This is a genomic window from Idiomarina sp. 017G (assembly GCF_004362265.1).
Classification (GTDB): domain Bacteria; phylum Pseudomonadota; class Gammaproteobacteria; order Enterobacterales; family Alteromonadaceae; genus Idiomarina; species Idiomarina loihiensis.
On sequence record NZ_SNWT01000015.1, the window covers coordinates 1 to 17,382 of the forward strand.

Below are 17,382 nucleotides of genomic sequence, written 5' to 3' on the forward strand. Positions count from 1 at the left end.
TTCGAAGCAGGGAGGCGTATTCTACACGTCCCTTTCGTTTCGTCAACCCATTTTTTTCAGCTTTTTCAGCCCGGTTAAAACAAAACGCCGTTGTCCGAATTTGTTGCAAATACACTTTGCAGATAACTCATGACAACGGCGGCGAATTATAGTGATCTCTCTGAGCCTTGCAAGATCTTTTTCGATCAAAAAGTTTAACCGAACAAAAAACAACCAGCTGTAACTAAAACCCTTAGATTTGCTCGTTTTTAATTCTATTTTGTTGTTTTTTTGTGATTACCTTGAACTGTTGTTATATTGAATCACTCTAATAAGTTGGAATTACATAAAGGGCTTAAATCTTATGCGCTGGAAATCAATAACTTTTACCTGTTTGCTTGTTGCAACTCTTAGTTCAAGCGCCATACGAACGAGTCATGCTGCTACTTTTGATGGCAGCCTCCAAAATTCGTCTTCCACTTTACAAGATACTTACCGAAGTATTATCGAAAGTCACCTCAATAAAAACTTCTCTATTATGCGAACTGTACGCATTCTGATTAATAACTACCCAGAACATGCTGCCTATATCGTTAATGCCGCTTTTGATACCAGAGAGAGTAGAGTAACCGCCATTGTAATAGCCGCCATGCAAGCGGAGCCTGCAGTTACTTATACTGTCGTCGACATTGCTATAGCTCGTTACCCAGATTTATGTAATGCCATTGTTGAGGCAGCTATTCAAACCGAGCCCGCTTATATTGATGATATCATTACTATTGCTTTGCAACGTCAACCTGATCAGGCTGAAACTATTATACGCAAAGCTGTCGCGTCCCATCCTGATTTTACTGAGTCTGTTTTGAGAACCGCAGCGCAGGAAGCACCTAGTTCAATTTTTTCTTCATTGACTAAGTCGATAAAGGCTTTACCGGAGACAGCAACAGCTTTAATTGCCGTTATGAAGGACTTTTTTGTTGGTTCAGATGATGAAGAGGGCACATACGAAATTAGCAAAGAAGATTGGAGAATTTTAACTCTGGAAGCGAAAGAGTCAGGAGTTAGCCGCAAGGAACTTGAATGGTTAGTAAAGGAAGGTTATCTGGAAAAGGAAACCTTCGCTAAGATTTTCAACGAAAGGCTCTAATTAGTTATTACCACTTGGTTTTAGACACAAAAAAGCCGGCTGTACTTCAGCCGGCTTTTTAACTTTCCGAAGCGGTTTACTCCGCAGCTTCTTCAGCTACTTCTTCAACTTCTTCAACTTCTGGGCGACCAACTAATTCAATGTAAGCCATTGGTGCGTTATCACCTGTACGGAAGCCACACTTCATAATGCGAGTGTAACCACCTGGGCGTTCTTCATAACGCGGGCCTAATTCATTAAACAGCTTGCCAACAACCTCTTTGTCACGTGTGCGTGCGAACGCCAGACGACGATTTGCTACGCTGTCTTGTTTTGCCATTGTGATCAACGGCTCAACAACGCGACGTAACTCTTTTGCCTTTGGCAAAGTCGTCTTGATGATCTCATGACGCACTAAAGAGCTTGCCATGTTGCGGAACATTGCCTGACGATGGCTGCTGTTTCGATTTAGTTGACGACCACTCTTACGATGGCGCATACCTATACCCTTCTCAGTAAATCTATTACTAAGGTGACCTTAGTCGTTGTCAATTAAGCTGGCTGGTGGCCAGTTCTCAAGGCGCATGCCTAGAGACAAACCACGTGAAGCCAACACGTCTTTGATTTCAGTCAACGACTTCTTACCCAAGTTCGGAGTTTTCAATAACTCGACCTCAGTGCGTTGTACTAAGTCACCAATGTACTGAATCGCTTCTGCTTTCAAGCAGTTCGCAGATCGAACAGTCAATTCCAAGTCGTCTACCGGACGCAGAAGGATCGGATCGAACTCCGGCTTCTCTTCTTTTTCTTCCGGTTCACTGATATCACGAAGTTCTACGAAGGCATCCAACTGTTCAGCTAAAATTGTTGCTGCACGGCGGATAGCTTCTTCTGGATCCAATGTACCATTGGTTTCCATTTCGATAACCAGCTTGTCTAAGTCGGTGCGCTGTTCAACACGAGCCGCATCTACAGAATATGCAATGCGTTCTACCGGGCTGAACGACGCGTCGACTAAAAGACGACCGATTGGACGTTCATCATCATCAGCGGACTGACGAGATGCCGCAGGCACGTAACCACGACCACGTTCGACTTTCACTCGCATAACAAGTTCATAGTCGCCTGTCAGATGACAGATAACGTGCTCAGGATTAACGATTTCAACATCACCATCGTGGGTGAAATCGCCTGCTGTTACAGGACCTGCTCCGGATTTATTCAAAGTCAGAGTTGCTTCATCTTTACCTTCAACGCTGACTGCCAGCCCTTTCAGGTTTAATAAAACTTCAATGACATCTTCCTGAACGCCCTCTTTGCTGCTGTATTCGTGCAGCACGCCATCGATTTCAACCTCAGTCACTGCACAGCCTGGCATTGACGACAGTAAAATGCGACGTAACGCATTACCTAGTGTATAACCAAAGCCGCGTTCCAGAGGCTCCAGTGTCACCTTGGCATGAGTCGGGCTGATTTGCTCGATGTCGACTAACCTCGGCTTTAGGAATTCGGTAACAGAACCCTGCATTGTGTCCTCTCTCTATGCTTAAGCTTTACTTAGAGTAAAGCTCTACGATCAACTGTTCGTTAATTTCAGCAGACAAGTCGCTACGTTCTGGAAGACGTTTAAATGCACCTTCCAATTTGTTGTTGTCTACTTCTATCCAGACTGGCTTTTCGCGTTGTTCTGCAAGCTCCAGTGCTGCTCCGATACGTGCCTGTTTCTTCGCTTTTTCACGAACAGAAACGACATCTTCAGGACGAACCTTGAACGATGGAATGTTCACTACCTGACCATTCACAACAACTGCTTTGTGACTGACCAGCTGACGAGCTTCTGCGCGTGTTGACGCAAAACCCATGCGATACACTACGTTATCCAAGCGCTGTTCCAGCAACTGCAACAGGTTTTCACCGGTATTGCCTTTCAGTCGTGCAGCTTCTTTGTAGTAGTTACGAAATTGCTTTTCCAGTACGCCGTACATACGACGAACTTTCTGTTTCTCACGCAACTGAACACCGTAATCTGACAAACGACCGCGACGCGCGCCGTGTTGTCCTGGTGCAGTTTCGATCTTACATTTAGAATCGATTGCGCGAACGCCGCTCTTCAGGAACAAATCTGTTCCTTCGCGACGGCTCAGCTTGAGCTTTGGACCCAAATATCTAGCCATGATCTTTCTCCAACTATCGATTCACGCCTTAAACGCGACGTTTCTTAGGCGGACGACAACCGTTGTGAGGAATCGGTGTCACATCGGTAATATTTGTGATTTTGTAACCAACGGCGTTCAGGGCACGAATCGATGATTCACGACCCGGGCCTGGACCATTCACAAATACTTCCAGGTTTTTCAGTCCGTATTCCTTCGCCATTTCACCTGCGCGTTCTGCTGCAACCTGTGCTGCGAACGGCGTTGATTTCCGTGAACCACGGAACCCTGATCCACCTGCAGTAGCCCACGCTAGTGCGTTACCCTGGCGATCAGTAATGGTAATAATGGTGTTGTTGAAAGATGCATGCACATGAGCCATGCCATCGGCGACCTGCTTTTTAACGCGCTTTCGAGAGCGAGTTGGTGTTTTAGCCATTACTCAATCCCCCTATTTCTTGATTGGTTTGCGCGGACCTTTACGAGTGCGCGCATTTGTTTTAGTGCGCTGCCCACGTAGAGGTAAGCTACGACGATGACGAAGTCCACGGAAACACCCGAGGTCCATCAAACGTTTAATGTTCATAGATACTTCACGACGCAGATCACCTTCTACGGCGAACTTTGATACAGCGTCACGAAGCGCGTCCAGTTTGTCTTCTGACAATGAACCAATCTTGGTGTCTTCAGCGATACCCGTAGCAGCAAGAATCTGCTGTGAACGAGTACGGCCAACACCGTAGATTGCAGTCAAAGCTATGACTGCATGCTTATTGTCAGGAACGTTAATGCCAGCGATACGGGCCACTAACACGTCTCCTTCAGTTTGTAGGCTTCAGTTGAAAAGCCCGTTAGGATACTCAACCGATTGCCGAATTGCAAATACTTCAAAGGCTGCGGCGACTAAGCCGCAAGCCTTTCCTTCGAATCAACCTTGTCGTTGCTTATGCTTAGCATCAGTGCAAATAACGCGAACTACACCGTTACGCTTGATGATTTTGCAGTTACGACAGATTTTCTTCACGGAAGCACGAACTTTCATTGCTACTCTCCGTTCTACCCAATCTTACCGGCCGTAGCCTTTTAGATTGGCTTTTTTCAGGACAGAGTCATATTGATGCGACATCATATGAGTCTGAACCTGTGCCATAAAGTCCATGATAACAACAACGATAATCAATAAAGATGTACCGCCGAAGTAGAATTGCACATTCCATGCAATCATCATGAACTCCGGAACCAAACAGACAAAGGTAATGTACAGTGCGCCTGCTAATGTCAAACGCGTCATTACTTTATCGATGTATCTTGAGGTTTGTTCACCTGGGCGAATACCCGGAATAAACGCACCCGACTTCTTCAAGTTGTCAGCTGTTTCGCGAGGGTTAAATACCAACGCAGTATAGAAGAAACAGAAGAAGATTATCGCAGCCGCGTACAATAACACATATAACGGCTGACCGGGAGACAATGTCATCGATACTTGCTGCAAAAAGTCTGCAACCATACCTTCACCAGAGCCAAACCAAGTGGCAATGGTACCCGGGAATAAAATAATACTTGACGCAAAAATTGGTGGAATAACACCAGCCATATTAACTTTCAATGGCAAGTGCGTGCTTTGCGCAGCAAATACCTTACGACCTTGTTGACGCTTCGCATAATTAACGACGATACGACGTTGACCACGCTCCACAAAAACAACGAAATAAGTTACTGCTAAAACCACAACCCCAATTAATAACAACAATAACAGGTGCAAGTCACCTTGACGCGCTTGTTCAGCCGTTTGGCCGATAGCGGAAGGTAATCCTGCAACAATACCCACAAAGATCAGGATAGAGATACCGTTGCCAATACCACGCTCAGTAATCTGTTCACCTAACCACATAAGGAACATGGTTCCTGTGACTAAGCTCACTACAGCAGTGAAATAGAAGCCGAAGCCAGGGTCTATTACGAGTCCTGGCATCAAATTTGGCAAGCCTGTAGCTATACCAATCGACTGGAACGTTGCCAGTATTAAAGTACCCCACCGCGTATACTGGTTAATCTTACGACGACCAGACTCACCTTCTTTCTTAAGCTCGGCCAAACGCGGATGTACCACGCTAGCCAACTGCATAATAATCGAAGCCGAAATATACGGCATAATACCTAATGCAAATACTGACGCACGCTCTAAGGCACCACCGCTGAACATGTTAAACATGGCAACGATGGTATCTTTCTGCTGTTCGAATAGCTGAGCTAATACAGCGGCATCAATACCAGGAATAGGCACAAAGGAGCCCGCTCGGAAAACGATAATCGCTCCTAACACAAACAGCAGGCGACGCTTAAGTTCCGACAAGCCACCTTGCGCTCGATTTGATTCCAATCCTGGTTTAGCCATTTGCTCTATCCTTCGATTTTGCCGCCAGCAGCTTCAATAGCTTCGCGAGCGCCTTTGGTGACTTTAAGACCTTTTACAGTCACAGCACGACTTAACTCACCAGATTTGATGACTTTAGCGTGTAGTACGTTCTTACGAACGAGACCTGCTGCTTTCAAAGTCGCCAGTTCAACGGTATCACCGTCAACCTTCGCGATTTCTGCCAAGTTTACTTCTGCAGTGACCATAGCCTTGCGAGAAGTAAAACCAAATTTTGGCAGACGACGTTGAATTGGCATTTGTCCGCCTTCGAAACCTGGCTTGACTGAGCCACCAGAGCGAGATTTCTGCCCTTTGTGACCACGGCCGCCAGTCTTTCCAAGACCTGAACCAATACCACGCCCAACGCGCTTTTTGCTGCTTTTTGCACCAGGTGCGGGAGCAAGTGTATTAAGTTCCATCGCTTATCCCTCCACCTTAATCATGTAATTAACTCGGTTCACCATACCGCGGACTGCAGCAGTGTCTTCCAACTCTACTGTGTGACCAATGCGGCGGAGACCCAAGCCACGTAGTGTAGCTTTATGCTTCGGCAAACGACCGATAGAGCTACGCGTCTGTGTTACTTTGATTGTCTTTTTCGCCATTGTTCACTACCCCAGTATTTCGTCAACGCGCAATCCACGCTTCGCCGCAACTTGCTCCGGCGATTTCATGCCGTTCAACGCTTTGATAGTCGCGCGAACAACGTTGATTGGGTTGGTTGAACCATATGCCTTTGACAGCACGTTATGAACACCTGAAACTTCCAGAACCGCACGCATTGCACCACCAGCGATGATACCCGTACCTTCTGAAGCAGGTTGCATGTATACCTGTGAACCTGAATGACGTCCTTTAACAGGATGCTGTAAAGTGTCGCCTTTCAGTTGAACGGTAACCATATTGCGACGTGCTTTTTCCATTGCTTTTTGAATAGCAGCGGGTACTTCACGCGCTTTACCATAACCAAAACCGACTTTACCTTTACCGTCGCCAACCACAGTCAGTGCAGTGAAGCTAAAGATACGACCACCTTTAACCACTTTTGCTACACGATTTACTGTGATCAACTTCTCTATCAGTTCACCGGTTTGAGCTTCTACATTTGCCATGTTCGTCTCCTAGAACTGAAGTCCGGCTTCACGAGCTGCGTCCGCTAATGCGGCTACGCGACCGTGGTATTTAAAACCACTACGATCGAAAGACACGTTTTTAACGCCTTTTTCAATCGCTCGTTCAGCGATAGTTTTGCCCACGACTTTGGCTGCGTCTACATTACCTGTAGATTTAAGCCCTTCGCGGACACTTTTCTCTGCAGTCGATGCGGCTGCCAGCACTTCAGAACCGTTAGGTGCGATCAACTGCGCGTAAATATGCCGTGGTGTACGGTGAACGACCAGGCGATTTGCACCCAACTCTTTAATTTGTTTACGTGCGCGAGTAGCACGACGTAAGCGAGCTGCTTTATTGTCCATCGTATTACCCTACTTTTTCTTGGCTTCTTTACGGCGCACTTGCTCGTCAGCATAACGGACACCTTTGCCTTTGTAAGGCTCGGGTTTACGGTATGCACGAATGTTAGCGGCAACTTGACCAACTAACTGCTTATCTGCACCTTTAACGACGACTTCAGTCTGAGTCGGAGTATCGATTGTGATCCCTTCAGGAATCTCGAACTCCACAGGATGCGAAAAGCCTAGCGTCAGGTTTAGTTTTTTACCTTGTGCTTGCGCACGGTAACCAACACCTATCAACTGTAACTTACGTTCGAATCCTTTAGTGACTCCGACCACCATGTTTTGCAACAATGCGCGAGCCGTACCAGCTTGAGCTGTTGAGTTAGCAACACCTTCACGGGCGTTAGTACGTAACTCACTCTCATCTTTTACCAGTTCAACTGCATCGTTTACAACACGACTCAGTGAGCCTTGGGCACCTTTAATCGTGACTTCCTGGCCATTTAGCGTAACTTCAACGCCAGCAGGAATTTCAATGGGTGCTTTAGCAACACGTGACATTTCCTACCTCCTAATTACGCTACGTAACCGATAATTTCGCCACCAAGACCAGCTTGGCGAGCGGCACGATCAGTCATCAGGCCTTTAGACGTCGAAACTACTGCGATGCCAAGGCCACCCATTACGTTAGGCAACTCGTTGCGTTTCTTATAGATACGCAGACCAGGCCGACTAACGCGCTCGATTGTTTCAATTACTGGCTTGCCTTCGAAATATTTCAATTCGACTTCAAGCTCAGGTTTAACAGTACTCTCGGCACTGTAACCAGTAATAAAACCTTCTTCTTTCAGAACTTGAGCAATCGCCACTTTCTGCTTAGAAGACGGCATTTTAACCGTTACTTTGTTAGCACCTTGAGCGTTGCGAATGCGTGTGAACATATCCGCAATTGGATCTTGCATGCTCATATTTGCTTTCTCCCGTGATTCGTGGCTTACCAGCTAGCTTTTTTCAAGCCAGGAATTTCACCGCGCATCGCCATCTCACGGACCTTGATTCGGCTCATGCCGAATTTACGAAGGAAACCATGAGGACGACCAGTTATACGACAACGGTTACGTTGACGCGTCGGACTGGCATCACGTGGGAGCTGTTGCAACTTAAGTACGGCTTCCCAACGCTCTTCGTCTGATGCTTTAGGGTCATTAATGACCGTTTTCAGTGCGTTGCGTTTTTCTGCGTATTTTGAAGCGATTTTAGCTCGCTTCACGTCACGCGCTTTCATTGACTGTTTTGCCATAACTCTACACCTTACTTTCTGAACGGGAAGTTAAAGGCAGCTAGCAAAGCACGAGCTTCGTCATCTGTGCCAGCATTTGTGGTAATGGTGATATCCAGACCACGTACCTTGTCGACTTTGTCATAGTCGACCTCCGGAAAGATGATCTGCTCACGAACACCCATGCTGTAATTACCACGACCATCGAACGATTTAGGGTTCAGGCCACGGAAGTCACGGATACGTGGGATTGCAATCGAAATTAAGCGTTGCAAAAAGTCCCACATGCGCTCGCCGCGCAGAGTTACTTTACAGCCAATCGGGAAGCCTTCACGGACTTTGAAACCGGCGACAGACTTGCGTGCCACAGTACGAATTGGCTTTTGACCAGAGATAGCCTCTAGGTCAGCCACTGCGTTATCAAGTACTTTTTTGTCAGCCAGAGCTTCACCAACACCCATGTTAAGGGTGATTTTATCAATCCGAGGGACTTGCATGACGCTGTTGTAGCTGAACTCTTTCATAAGCTCAGGAACTACCGATTCTCTGTAAAAATCATGCAGTTTCGCCATCGTAAAACTCCAAGTTTGAATTAAATGATTGCGTTGTTCGATTTGAAGAAGCGAACTTTCTTGCCATCTTCAAGACGAAATCCAACACGATCTGCTTTACCTGTCTCTGGGTTAAGGATCGCTACGTTCGAAATGTGGATTGCTGCTTCTTGTTCAACGATGCCACCTGATTCACCTAAAGCCGGATTTGGCTTCTGATGTTTCTTGACTACGTTGACGCCTTCCACGATCACGCGATCTTTATCGGTAAGAACTTTCAGGACTTTGCCTTGCTTGCCCTTGTCCTTACCTGCCAGGACGACTACTTCGTCATCACGTTTAATTTTTGCCGCCATAATTGACTCCTTATAGTACTTCTGGTGCCAGCGAGATAATCTTCATAAACTGCTCTGAACGCAGTTCACGAGTTACCGGCCCGAAAATACGTGTGCCAATGGGCTGTTGGTTGTTATTCAACAACACAGCCGCGTTGCGGTCAAAACGGATGACCGACCCGTCTTGTCGACGGACGCCTTTTCTGGTGCGAACGACCACCGCATTCACTACATCGCCTTTCTTCACCTTACCGCGCGGAATTGCTTCCTTGACAGTAACTTTGATGATATCGCCGATGTTTGCGTAGCGACGGTGCGAACCACCTAGAACCTTAATACATTGTACGCTGCGCGCGCCGGAGTTATCGGCAACGTCCAGGGTAGTTTGCATTTGGATCATTTCAGTGCCCCGCTTAGGTTAAAAAAACAGACCCTCTCGGGTCGTGCTGCCTTTGGTTTTTCCCTTATAAAAAGGGTCGCGAAGTGTAACAGATAAAATTTGTAAGTGGTAGGGTAATCTCAGAAAATTTCGTAGGCGTAAGATAAATTCACTATCTTAAGGGTTTAGTTTAGTTGGATTGCAGCAGAACCAATGGTAAATTCAATACTTTACGTTGCTCAGTTAATTATACCTTATTATAAGAGCACAGGCTGACTTGGGACTTCTATGGTATGAATCTGCTATTCATTATTTTTGCCCCATTCTTTGGTGCGCTCTTACCGCTATTATTTAAGCAAGCGTCGCGACCGACAAAGACTGGGATTACACTACTTGTTCCTATTTTCTGCTTAATTGTTTTGTTTCAGTACGTACCCGCTACACTTGCCGGTGAAGTACCTAAGCAAATGGTGGAATGGCTACCGGGTATAGGGCTTGATTTTGCCGTGCGTCTGGACGGCTTGTCACTTCTTTTCGTGGGGCTCATATTAGGCATAGGCGTACTGATTATTGGCTATGCTCACTACTATTTAAGCAGCGACGACGATGAATCCCGTTTTTATGCCTGCCTGCTGTTATTTATGTCATCGATGCTGGGCATCGTTATGGCAGATAATATTTTACTAATGTGGGTTTTCTGGGAACTGACCAGCATCTCTTCCTTTTTACTTATTGGTTATTGGTTCCATAGCAGTGATGCACGTCGCGGTGCTCGCATGGCATTGGCAACCACCGGCGCCGGAGGTCTGGCACTGTTAGCCGGATTACTAATAATTGGGCACATAGCCGGTGGCTATCAACTGGATACTGTATTCGCCGCAGCAGACCAGATAAAAGCGCACGCTTACTATGTACCCGCTTTAATACTCGTTTTATTAGGAGCCTTTACTAAGTCAGCCCAGTTTCCATTTCAATTTTGGCTACCACATGCCATGGCGGCGCCAACTCCCGTAAGTGCGTACTTACACTCTGCGACCATGGTAAAAGCCGGTATCTTTCTATTAGCACGTTTTCATCCGGTATTAGCCGAGACTGAACTGTGGTTTACCCTGGTTACATTAACCGGTTTAATTACCATGTTAGTCGGTGCTTACTTTGCTCTGTTAAAGCACGACCTTAAAGGTTTGCTGGCTTTCTCTACGGTAAGCCATCTGGGTCTCATTTGTATGTTACTGGGGATAGGCACCCAGGCGGCTGTGATAGCGGCGCTATTTCACATTATTAACCATGCTCTATTTAAAGCCGCGCTGTTTATGACAGCAGGCATTATTGACCATGAGTCCGGTACTCGTGATATGCGTAAACTGCAAGGGCTTATGAGCCTGATGCCTATAACGGCTACTCTTGCCATGATTGTAGCGGCCTCAATGGCAGGAATACCACCGTTTAACGGGTTTATGTCTAAAGAGCTATTCCTGGATCAAGCTCTGCAGCAACATTTATTCGGTGGGCTGTCATGGTTTATTCCTATTTTGGCGACTGTGGGAGCCATGCTGTCGGTGGCTTACTCTATTCGCTTTATTCACGATGTTTTCTTTAACGGCGACTATAAAGAACTGCCCAAAAAACCACATGATCCTCCTCGCATGATGTCTGCACCGGTTGCTGTGTTAGGGTTCCTTTGTATAGCTATCGGCGTCGCACCAATGACTATGGTCTCCGGTATACTCGATCAGGCCGCCGCCGCTGTTACCGGCTCTCCTGTTGAAGTAAAACTATCGCTTTGGCACGGCTTTAACATGCCTCTGTTAATGAGCGCAGTGGCAGTGGTTGGCGGTATTCTGATATACCTTTCCCGCGATCAACTGTTTACATTTAATCGCCAATTTGACGGGCAGGACGCTAAACACAATTTTGAACGCCTCGTGCAAAAAGCCTCTGATGCAGCAGCAAATTTTTACGACCGCTTAGACACAGGTTCCTTGCAGCGCTACATTGCTTTTGTTCTTATCAGCGTGATTGTCGTGTTGCTTCCTTCGTTAAGCGACCTAAGCGTGGTAACTGGTGGCAAACCTCAGTTACCTGTTGATATGGTGAGCATGGTTGGTGCTATCGTCCTGATATCTGCAGCATTTGCCACCGCTACATTACATCGTAATCGTTTTGTGATGTTGATGATGCTATCCGTGGTTGGACTGGTTGTGTCGTTAGCTTTCGCGCACTTTTCGGCCCCGGATCTTGCCATGACTCAGTTGGTTGTCGAAGTGGTCAGTATTATCTTAATGATACTGGCGTTGTTCTTTATGCCACAAAAAACCAGTCGGGCCTCTTCTGGCCACCGAGTTTTTCGTGACATAATCATTGCCAGCTTTATTGGTGGTATTGTCGCTACCTTAAATTTCGCAATACTGACCTCACCGTTTGAAAGCATCTCGGACTTTTTCCTTGCGAATGCAAAATCCGGTGGTGGTGGAACCAACGTAGTAAACGTCATTCTGGTGGACTTTCGTGGTTTCGATACATTAGGAGAAATTACCGTTCTGGCAATAGCTGCCGCAGGTATTCATAAGCTGCTTAATAAGCTAAAACCATTTATGCCTTCCAGTGATATTGACGGACGCCCCTGGCATAGAATTAGACACCCGTTGATGTTAACAACTGTTGCCAACATTATTTTACCCATGGCGATGGTAGTTGCTGCCTATATCTTCCTAAGAGGCCACAACTTACCGGGTGGTGGTTTCATCGCAGGCCTGATAGTCGCTTCGGCGATGATCCTGCAATACATTGCCAATGGTGTCGACTGGATGAAAGAGCGCTTTAGCGTTAATTATCAGTCTTTAATGTCATTTGGCGTTTTGATTGCCGCGCTTACCGGGCTTGGTAGCTGGCTGTTTGGCAAGCCTTTCCTGACTTCCTGGTTTACCTATTTAGACTGGCCAGTGGTTGGTAAATTTGAATTTGCAACGGCTTTACTCTTCGATCTTGGCGTTTTCCTAACGGTTGTTGGCGCTACTATGATGATTTTAAGTAACTTCGGGAAGATGACGACACGTCATCGCCCAACGCATGAGGGACATTAATGGAAACTTTATATTCTGTTACCGTTGGTATTTTGACCGCATGCAGTGTTTTTCTCATTCTGCGCGGCCGTTCATTTCCGGTGGTCGTCGGCATTACTATGCTGTCTTATGCCGTTAACTTATTTCTATTTTCAACCGGTCGTCTGACAATAGACGGAGCACCAATTTATGGTACTCAGGAAACCTATGCCGACCCTTTACCTCAGGCGCTGGTTCTCACCGCTATCGTTATCGGTTTCGCCATGACAGCGTATTCAATTATTCTGGCTGTGCGCGCCCGTGGCGAGATAGGAACGGACGAAGTTAACCAACAAGATAATAGTACGGAGGGCAACCGCTAATGTGGCAACAACATTTGGCGATACTTCCTATTTTGGTGCCGTTACTGGCTGCGCTGCTACAGCTTCTTCCCTGGGGAGACAGACCTCAGCCAAAACGCAGGGCCATAGGCCTGCTATCCAGTATATTAACCTTGATACTGAGTATTGCCCTACTCGTTCAGGTTAACCAGGATCAGATGATTGTTTATGCCTTAGGCAACTGGTCCGCGCCATTTGGAATTGTCCTGATGGTGGACAAACTTAGCGCTCTGATGATGCTGATAACGGCAATACTGGCGTTACCGGTGCTCATCTACGGCTGTTATGCCGAAGATAATCTTGGCTCTCACTTTCAGGCATTATTTCAGTTTCAGGTGATGGGCATTATGGGGGCTTTTGCTACCGGCGATATTTTCAACTTATTCGTCTTCTTCGAAGTCCTCCTGATTTCCTCGTACGCACTATTAATGCACGGCGGAGGAAAATTCCGTTTGCGCACGACCCTACACTACGTATTGCTCAACCTTTTGGGATCTGCTCTTTTCTTGATTGGTATCGGCACTCTATACGGCGTTACCGGTACGTTGAATATGGCAGACCTTGCAACGCAAGTTCAACAATTAAGTGGTGACCAGGCCGCCTTAGCTAAAGCCGGTGGTATGATGTTATTGATAGTATTCGGCATTAAAGCGGCTATCCTGCCACTGCACTTCTGGCTGCCTCAAGCGTACTCCACAACCACCGGAGTTGTTGCTGCTCTATTCGCAATAATGACAAAAGTTGGTGTTTACGCCATAGTTCGGGTCTACACACTCATTTTCGGCCCTGAAGCTAATGAACTCGCACTCATTGCACATGACTGGCTTTGGGTTATGGGTCTCATTACCATGCTTGCCGGCGCTATCGGAATTATTGGAGCTCGCGACTTGCGCTTGCTTGTGGCTTATTTAGTGGTCATTTCTATTGGTACACTTATCGCAACCTACAGCTTAAATGGAGTAGCGACAACCGGCGCCATGCTGTTTTATTTAATCCACTCAACCTTTATAACTGGCGCATTATTTTTACTGGCCGACCTTATTGCGTTCGAACGTGGTAAAACCGCATCACGCATCGTATCCGGCAAGAAAATGGCCAATCATTCTACTTATTCAGTCATGTTTTTAATTGCTGCAATAGCAATAATTGGTTTACCACCTCTGTCAGGCTTTGTCGGAAAGCTTATGATTATGGAGTCGGCAAGCCCAAACGGGGCGAGTTTTTGGCTGTGGGGTGCCATGTTAGGCGCAACTCTTATTATGCTTATTTCAGTCACCCGGGCGGGAAGTAAAATGCTCTGGCACACACTGTCGGGTAAAGCGAATGAACAATCCGCTCCTTTAGGGAAAAGAGCTGCTGTTGTTATGCTTCTGTCGTTATCGGTTGTTATGACGTTATTTGCCAGCCCAATACGCAACTATACCGATGATGTCGCTGAACAGCTTTACGACATAGACCAGTACCCATCCCGCGTGCTGACAAAAGGAGTGGAATAATTACTATGAAAAAACTATTTCCGACACCTTTGTTATCTTTTTTCTTATTGACGCTATGGGTTCTATTATTTAACTCAGTTTCGCCCGGGGTGATCATACTGGGCGCTTTATTTTCCTGGTTTATTCCATTTTTATTCCGTGACGCCTGGCCTAATTTTGCAAAAGTTAAGCGCCCCGACCTGGCTGTCGTCTATTTTTTCATTCTGTTGAATGACATTGTCGTGGCTAACTTTAAGGTTGCCGGTATGATTCTTGGGAAACCTCGCTCGATAAAACCCGCGCTGTTTGTTTTTCCACTGGATATGAAAGAGGAGCTTCCGGTTACTCTTCTTGCAAGTACCATAACACTGACGCCGGGAACGGTATCCTGCGAAATTACTCGTGGGCGCAAAGGCATTCTTATTCACGCATTCTCAGAAGAAAGCCCGGAAGAAGTCATAAAAACGATTCGAAACCGTTATGAGCGTCGCCTGAAGGAGATATTCCAATGTTAACGACGGTACTACACATTGCCTTCTTGTTATTCAGTCTATCGGTATTAATGAATTTCTGGCGCCTTATTAAAGGACCCGATCTACCGGACAGAATACTGGCTCTGGATACAATTTACATTAATTCGCTGGCTTTACTGCTGTTGCTGGGTATGTACCAAAACACGCAAACCTATTTTGAAGCAGCATTACTCATTGCCATGTTCGGTTTTGTCGGTACCATCGCGGCAGGTAAATTTTTACTGCGTGGCGACCTAATAGAATAAAAAGGAAAACCTTATGGATGCATTGAACCAATTACCAGCATGGTCACAGTGGCTAGCGGCCTTCTTTATCTTATTAGGCGCTATATTTGCCTTTATTGGCTCTTTGGGGTTAGCAATACTCCCCGACTTTTTTACTCGTTTACACGCCCCCACGAAAAACACCACAATAGGCATTGGAGGCATAGTCATAGCTTCTATTCTTATTACTTCGGTACAAGGGTCGATTAACCTGAACGAACTTCTGATTGCCATATTCCTGTTTTTGACGGCACCTATCAGCGCCCACATTATGGCTAAAGCCGCATTACATACAGAACTGAAGATGTTTAATCGAACAAAAGACTTTCGTCAGGAAGGGGATTCTTACGAGCATATATTGCCTAATAAAAAAGACATGGAACCATAAGGTTCCATGTCTTTCGCAGTAAAAACTTAAATCGCTTTAGAAATAGTAACCAAAGTTAATGTTAAAGCGGTCATTGACCTCGCCACCATCAGTTGCGGTATTACCACCAATAAATGGTTGGTTTTTTGCTCTTACGTAATCAACATAAGTATAAAAACCGCCGCCGGCTGCAACAGCAACCCCTAGAACGTTCATCCAGGTATCATCTTGATAACCCATTTTATCGGTCATTAAGCTGTGGTCATTATAGAAAGTTAAGCTTGTCAGAGGACCAATATCTACTGGCAAAGTATAAGCAACATTAGCTGTATACAGTTTCGCTTCAGCAGGAATTGCGTCGTAATAAGCGTAAGCAGCCATGTAAACACCACGGTTTTCTAGTTTTATATCGTAGTCATAGTCTGAATACTGTAACTGTACGTTCCAGGGGCCGTTATTGTAGACACCATGAGCGGCCCAGGCCATACGATTACCAACATTCTGATTCTCATACGCCTGTGCATCTGTGAAGCCTTCAGCGGCCGTTCCTGAATACAAATTCCCGCCTTGCAAAGACACACCAAGCTCTAAGTTCTCATCATCGCTGAAGGTAAACTTACGTGCGGTTCTGAAAGCATAACTATTGCTCTCACCTACAGGTAAACCCGGTTCGTCATAAGCGCCCTGACCTGGTAACCGAATACCCACGGTGTCATAGTTATAGCGCGCTGTACGATCAGATGTTGAGCCGTCAATACCGCCCTGCTCATCTGATTTCAGGTAAGCTAAATCAAAATCCCACTCATCGCCACGGTATTTGAACCGAATACCGTTATCATGTTCGTCTTCCAGGCCAACATAGAAAGTACTATTGAAGAAATAACTGTGGGAGTTGTAAGGCATGTTGCCAAATGGGATTTTTACAACACCAACCTGCCCCTGCAGTTTATCGGTGAAGTCATAACCAAACCAAGCGTGTTTAATAACGTCCTGATAATTAAACCAACGATATTCAGCAGAAAGGATGACACCTCCCATTTCTCCATCAAAATTCAGACGGAAAATATCGAAATCCAAATCGCCACCGCGGTTTTCATTATCTGAGTCATAATTATTGTATTCATACTGAAAACGAACAGCACCATGAATCTTTATTGGCCAATTTTCATTCTCTTCCGTTTTCTTTTCCAGCTCGTCTAAACGTGCATGGACTCCAGAGTCGTAGACAACTCTGCGCTTCGAACTGTTTTCGTTACTGGCAATTTCATTGCCTTTTTCTACTTCTCGTTCTTTTACAACAACAACTTCTTCTTTTTCACGCTCTTCTTTTTCTTCAAGCCGTTTCTCTAATTGAGCTAAACGTTCTTTTAATGCCTGAATTTCCTGTTCAACCGAATTACTATCTTGAGGAGCAGCAATGACCGGACTTGCCGCAAGCACAGTAGCTGCAAAAAATAAACTTTTTGACATGAATTGTCTCCCTCTGAGAACTACGCATTGGTGTGCGTATTTATTATTTCTTATGTTAAAAAGAAATTTATTTAATTTCAGATATTTGTACTAAACCTATTAAGGTTTAGATCAAAAAAAAAGCCTCCGCAAGGGAGGCCTTTTAATTTCTTTTCGC

The 17,382-nt window shown here is 45.8% G+C and carries 25 protein-coding genes; 7 read left to right on the forward strand and 18 right to left on the reverse strand.

The features are described 5' to 3' along the window. Positions 1–343: 343 nt before the first annotated feature. Complete coding sequence (locus tag DEU30_RS13300) at positions 344–1,126, forward strand: hypothetical protein (protein WP_034823220.1); 783 nt, start codon at positions 344–346, stop codon at positions 1,124–1,126. Between the two features lie 76 nt (positions 1,127–1,202). Here the strand turns inward: DEU30_RS13300 and rplQ are convergent, their stop codons facing one another. From rplQ to rplN, 17 genes are all read right to left on the reverse strand, one after another. Continuing rightward, the gene (gene rplQ / locus DEU30_RS13305; RefSeq protein ID WP_011235122.1) at positions 1,203–1,604 is read right to left on the reverse strand and encodes a 50S ribosomal protein L17; all 402 of its coding nucleotides are present in this window, start codon (positions 1,602–1,604) and stop codon (positions 1,203–1,205) included. A gap of 39 nt (positions 1,605–1,643) precedes the next feature. Further along, on the reverse strand, positions 1,644–2,633 hold the full coding sequence (rpoA, locus tag DEU30_RS13310; RefSeq protein WP_011235123.1) for a DNA-directed RNA polymerase subunit alpha: 990 nt from the start codon (positions 2,631–2,633) through the stop codon (positions 1,644–1,646). Positions 2,634–2,658: 25 nt separating this feature from the next. Then, entirely contained in the window at positions 2,659–3,279 is a 621-nt protein-coding gene (rpsD, locus tag DEU30_RS13315; RefSeq protein WP_011235124.1) for a 30S ribosomal protein S4, read from the reverse strand. A gap of 28 nt (positions 3,280–3,307) precedes the next feature. Then, positions 3,308–3,697, reverse strand: a complete 390-nt coding sequence (gene rpsK / locus DEU30_RS13320; protein WP_011235125.1) for a 30S ribosomal protein S11 — start codon at positions 3,695–3,697, stop codon at positions 3,308–3,310. Positions 3,698–3,709: 12 nt separating this feature from the next. Then, complete coding sequence (gene rpsM, locus DEU30_RS13325; RefSeq protein ID WP_011235126.1) at positions 3,710–4,066, reverse strand: 30S ribosomal protein S13; 357 nt, start codon at positions 4,064–4,066, stop codon at positions 3,710–3,712. A gap of 120 nt (positions 4,067–4,186) precedes the next feature. After that, complete coding sequence (gene rpmJ / locus DEU30_RS13330; protein ID WP_006956433.1) at positions 4,187–4,300, reverse strand: 50S ribosomal protein L36; 114 nt, start codon at positions 4,298–4,300, stop codon at positions 4,187–4,189. 24 nt (positions 4,301–4,324) lie between these two features. Next, positions 4,325–5,653 carry a preprotein translocase subunit SecY gene (gene secY, locus DEU30_RS13335; RefSeq protein ID WP_011235127.1) on the reverse strand — a complete coding sequence of 443 codons (1,329 nt, stop codon included), beginning with the start codon at positions 5,651–5,653 and terminating at the stop codon, positions 4,325–4,327. Positions 5,654–5,658: 5 nt separating this feature from the next. Then, entirely contained in the window at positions 5,659–6,093 is a 435-nt protein-coding gene (gene rplO / locus DEU30_RS13340; protein ID WP_011235128.1) for a 50S ribosomal protein L15, read from the reverse strand. A gap of 3 nt (positions 6,094–6,096) precedes the next feature. Continuing rightward, complete coding sequence (gene rpmD / locus DEU30_RS13345; RefSeq protein WP_011235129.1) at positions 6,097–6,279, reverse strand: 50S ribosomal protein L30; 183 nt, start codon at positions 6,277–6,279, stop codon at positions 6,097–6,099. A 6-nt stretch (positions 6,280–6,285) separates the two neighbouring features. Continuing rightward, the gene (rpsE, locus tag DEU30_RS13350; protein WP_011235130.1) at positions 6,286–6,786 is read right to left on the reverse strand and encodes a 30S ribosomal protein S5; all 501 of its coding nucleotides are present in this window, start codon (positions 6,784–6,786) and stop codon (positions 6,286–6,288) included. A gap of 9 nt (positions 6,787–6,795) precedes the next feature. Then, positions 6,796–7,149: a 50S ribosomal protein L18 gene (rplR, locus tag DEU30_RS13355; RefSeq protein ID WP_011235131.1), complete on the reverse strand. Its 354-nt coding sequence runs from the start codon at positions 7,147–7,149 to the stop codon at positions 6,796–6,798. A 9-nt stretch (positions 7,150–7,158) separates the two neighbouring features. Continuing rightward, on the reverse strand, positions 7,159–7,692 hold the full coding sequence (rplF, locus tag DEU30_RS13360; protein ID WP_011235132.1) for a 50S ribosomal protein L6: 534 nt from the start codon (positions 7,690–7,692) through the stop codon (positions 7,159–7,161). A 14-nt stretch (positions 7,693–7,706) separates the two neighbouring features. Continuing rightward, entirely contained in the window at positions 7,707–8,099 is a 393-nt protein-coding gene (gene rpsH, locus DEU30_RS13365) for a 30S ribosomal protein S8 (RefSeq protein ID WP_011235133.1), read from the reverse strand. A 26-nt stretch (positions 8,100–8,125) separates the two neighbouring features. Further along, positions 8,126–8,431: a 30S ribosomal protein S14 gene (gene rpsN / locus DEU30_RS13370; protein WP_011235134.1), complete on the reverse strand. Its 306-nt coding sequence runs from the start codon at positions 8,429–8,431 to the stop codon at positions 8,126–8,128. Positions 8,432–8,442: 11 nt separating this feature from the next. Further along, complete coding sequence (gene rplE, locus DEU30_RS13375) at positions 8,443–8,982, reverse strand: 50S ribosomal protein L5 (RefSeq protein ID WP_011235135.1); 540 nt, start codon at positions 8,980–8,982, stop codon at positions 8,443–8,445. Positions 8,983–9,002: 20 nt separating this feature from the next. Further along, positions 9,003–9,317, reverse strand: coding sequence for a 50S ribosomal protein L24 (rplX, locus tag DEU30_RS13380; RefSeq protein ID WP_011235136.1), 315 nt, complete (start codon positions 9,315–9,317; stop codon positions 9,003–9,005). Between the two features lie 10 nt (positions 9,318–9,327). Beyond that, positions 9,328–9,696 carry a 50S ribosomal protein L14 gene (gene rplN, locus DEU30_RS13385; protein ID WP_006956444.1) on the reverse strand — a complete coding sequence of 123 codons (369 nt, stop codon included), beginning with the start codon at positions 9,694–9,696 and terminating at the stop codon, positions 9,328–9,330. Between the two features lie 272 nt (positions 9,697–9,968). Between rplN and DEU30_RS13390 the strand changes: the two genes are divergently transcribed. From DEU30_RS13390 to DEU30_RS13415, 6 genes are read left to right on the forward strand one after another with little or no spacing between them, the layout of a single operon-like run. Further along, positions 9,969–12,758, forward strand: coding sequence for a monovalent cation/H+ antiporter subunit A (locus DEU30_RS13390; protein WP_114982460.1), 2,790 nt, complete (start codon positions 9,969–9,971; stop codon positions 12,756–12,758). Then, positions 12,758–13,099 carry a Na+/H+ antiporter subunit C gene (locus DEU30_RS13395; protein WP_011235138.1) on the forward strand — a complete coding sequence of 114 codons (342 nt, stop codon included), beginning with the start codon at positions 12,758–12,760 and terminating at the stop codon, positions 13,097–13,099. The genes DEU30_RS13390 and DEU30_RS13395 overlap by 1 nt, the downstream gene beginning before the upstream one ends. Further along, a complete protein-coding gene (locus tag DEU30_RS13400) occupies positions 13,099–14,613 on the forward strand; it encodes a monovalent cation/H+ antiporter subunit D (RefSeq protein WP_114982461.1) in 1,515 nt (504 codons plus the stop codon). Before DEU30_RS13395 ends, DEU30_RS13400 begins: the two co-directional genes overlap by 1 nt. 5 nt (positions 14,614–14,618) lie before the next feature. Further along, positions 14,619–15,107 (forward strand): Na+/H+ antiporter subunit E, encoded by a 489-nt coding sequence (locus DEU30_RS13405; RefSeq protein WP_011235140.1) that lies wholly within the window; start codon positions 14,619–14,621, stop codon positions 15,105–15,107. Beyond that, positions 15,101–15,370 carry a K+/H+ antiporter subunit F gene (locus DEU30_RS13410; RefSeq protein ID WP_011235141.1) on the forward strand — a complete coding sequence of 90 codons (270 nt, stop codon included), beginning with the start codon at positions 15,101–15,103 and terminating at the stop codon, positions 15,368–15,370. The genes DEU30_RS13405 and DEU30_RS13410 overlap by 7 nt, the downstream gene beginning before the upstream one ends. Positions 15,371–15,383: 13 nt before the next feature. Then, positions 15,384–15,776 (forward strand): Na+/H+ antiporter subunit G, encoded by a 393-nt coding sequence (locus DEU30_RS13415; protein WP_011235142.1) that lies wholly within the window; start codon positions 15,384–15,386, stop codon positions 15,774–15,776. Between the two features lie 36 nt (positions 15,777–15,812). Here DEU30_RS13415 and DEU30_RS13420 read toward each other — a convergent pair whose 3' ends face one another. Further along, positions 15,813–17,225, reverse strand: coding sequence for a carbohydrate porin (locus tag DEU30_RS13420; RefSeq protein WP_114982462.1), 1,413 nt, complete (start codon positions 17,223–17,225; stop codon positions 15,813–15,815). Positions 17,226–17,382: the final 157 nt, after the last annotated feature.

Bases quoted from the DNA above. Each gene is read 5' to 3' on its own strand.
- rplN (WP_006956444.1), bottom strand. From the start codon at position 9,696: ATGATCCAAATGCAAACTACCCTGGACGTTGCCGATAACTCCGGCGCG.
- rpoA (WP_011235123.1), bottom strand. From the start codon at position 2,633: ATGCAGGGTTCTGTTACCGAATTCCTAAAGCCGAGGTTAGTCGACATC.
- rplX (WP_011235136.1), bottom strand. From the start codon at position 9,317: ATGGCGGCAAAAATTAAACGTGATGACGAAGTAGTCGTCCTGGCAGGT.
- rplE (WP_011235135.1), bottom strand. From the start codon at position 8,982: ATGGCGAAACTGCATGATTTTTACAGAGAATCGGTAGTTCCTGAGCTT.
- rplO (WP_011235128.1), bottom strand. From the start codon at position 6,093: ATGGAACTTAATACACTTGCTCCCGCACCTGGTGCAAAAAGCAGCAAA.
- rplF (WP_011235132.1), bottom strand. From the start codon at position 7,692: ATGTCACGTGTTGCTAAAGCACCCATTGAAATTCCTGCTGGCGTTGAA.
- DEU30_RS13420 (WP_114982462.1), bottom strand. From the start codon at position 17,225: ATGTCAAAAAGTTTATTTTTTGCAGCTACTGTGCTTGCGGCAAGTCCG.
- DEU30_RS13300 (WP_034823220.1), top strand. From the start codon at position 344: ATGCGCTGGAAATCAATAACTTTTACCTGTTTGCTTGTTGCAACTCTT.
- DEU30_RS13415 (WP_011235142.1), top strand. From the start codon at position 15,384: ATGGATGCATTGAACCAATTACCAGCATGGTCACAGTGGCTAGCGGCC.
- DEU30_RS13390 (WP_114982460.1), top strand. From the start codon at position 9,969: ATGAATCTGCTATTCATTATTTTTGCCCCATTCTTTGGTGCGCTCTTA.
- secY (WP_011235127.1), bottom strand. From the start codon at position 5,653: ATGGCTAAACCAGGATTGGAATCAAATCGAGCGCAAGGTGGCTTGTCG.
- rplR (WP_011235131.1), bottom strand. From the start codon at position 7,149: ATGGACAATAAAGCAGCTCGCTTACGTCGTGCTACTCGCGCACGTAAA.
- rpsN (WP_011235134.1), bottom strand. From the start codon at position 8,431: ATGGCAAAACAGTCAATGAAAGCGCGTGACGTGAAGCGAGCTAAAATC.
- rpmJ (WP_006956433.1), bottom strand. From the start codon at position 4,300: ATGAAAGTTCGTGCTTCCGTGAAGAAAATCTGTCGTAACTGCAAAATC.
- DEU30_RS13410 (WP_011235141.1), top strand. From the start codon at position 15,101: ATGTTAACGACGGTACTACACATTGCCTTCTTGTTATTCAGTCTATCG.
- DEU30_RS13395 (WP_011235138.1), top strand. From the start codon at position 12,758: ATGGAAACTTTATATTCTGTTACCGTTGGTATTTTGACCGCATGCAGT.
- rpsK (WP_011235125.1), bottom strand. From the start codon at position 3,697: ATGGCTAAAACACCAACTCGCTCTCGAAAGCGCGTTAAAAAGCAGGTC.
- rpsD (WP_011235124.1), bottom strand. From the start codon at position 3,279: ATGGCTAGATATTTGGGTCCAAAGCTCAAGCTGAGCCGTCGCGAAGGA.
- DEU30_RS13400 (WP_114982461.1), top strand. From the start codon at position 13,099: ATGTGGCAACAACATTTGGCGATACTTCCTATTTTGGTGCCGTTACTG.
- rpsH (WP_011235133.1), bottom strand. From the start codon at position 8,099: ATGAGCATGCAAGATCCAATTGCGGATATGTTCACACGCATTCGCAAC.
- rpmD (WP_011235129.1), bottom strand. From the start codon at position 6,279: ATGGCGAAAAAGACAATCAAAGTAACACAGACGCGTAGCTCTATCGGT.
- rpsE (WP_011235130.1), bottom strand. From the start codon at position 6,786: ATGGCAAATGTAGAAGCTCAAACCGGTGAACTGATAGAGAAGTTGATC.
- rplQ (WP_011235122.1), bottom strand. From the start codon at position 1,604: ATGCGCCATCGTAAGAGTGGTCGTCAACTAAATCGAAACAGCAGCCAT.
- DEU30_RS13405 (WP_011235140.1), top strand. From the start codon at position 14,619: ATGAAAAAACTATTTCCGACACCTTTGTTATCTTTTTTCTTATTGACG.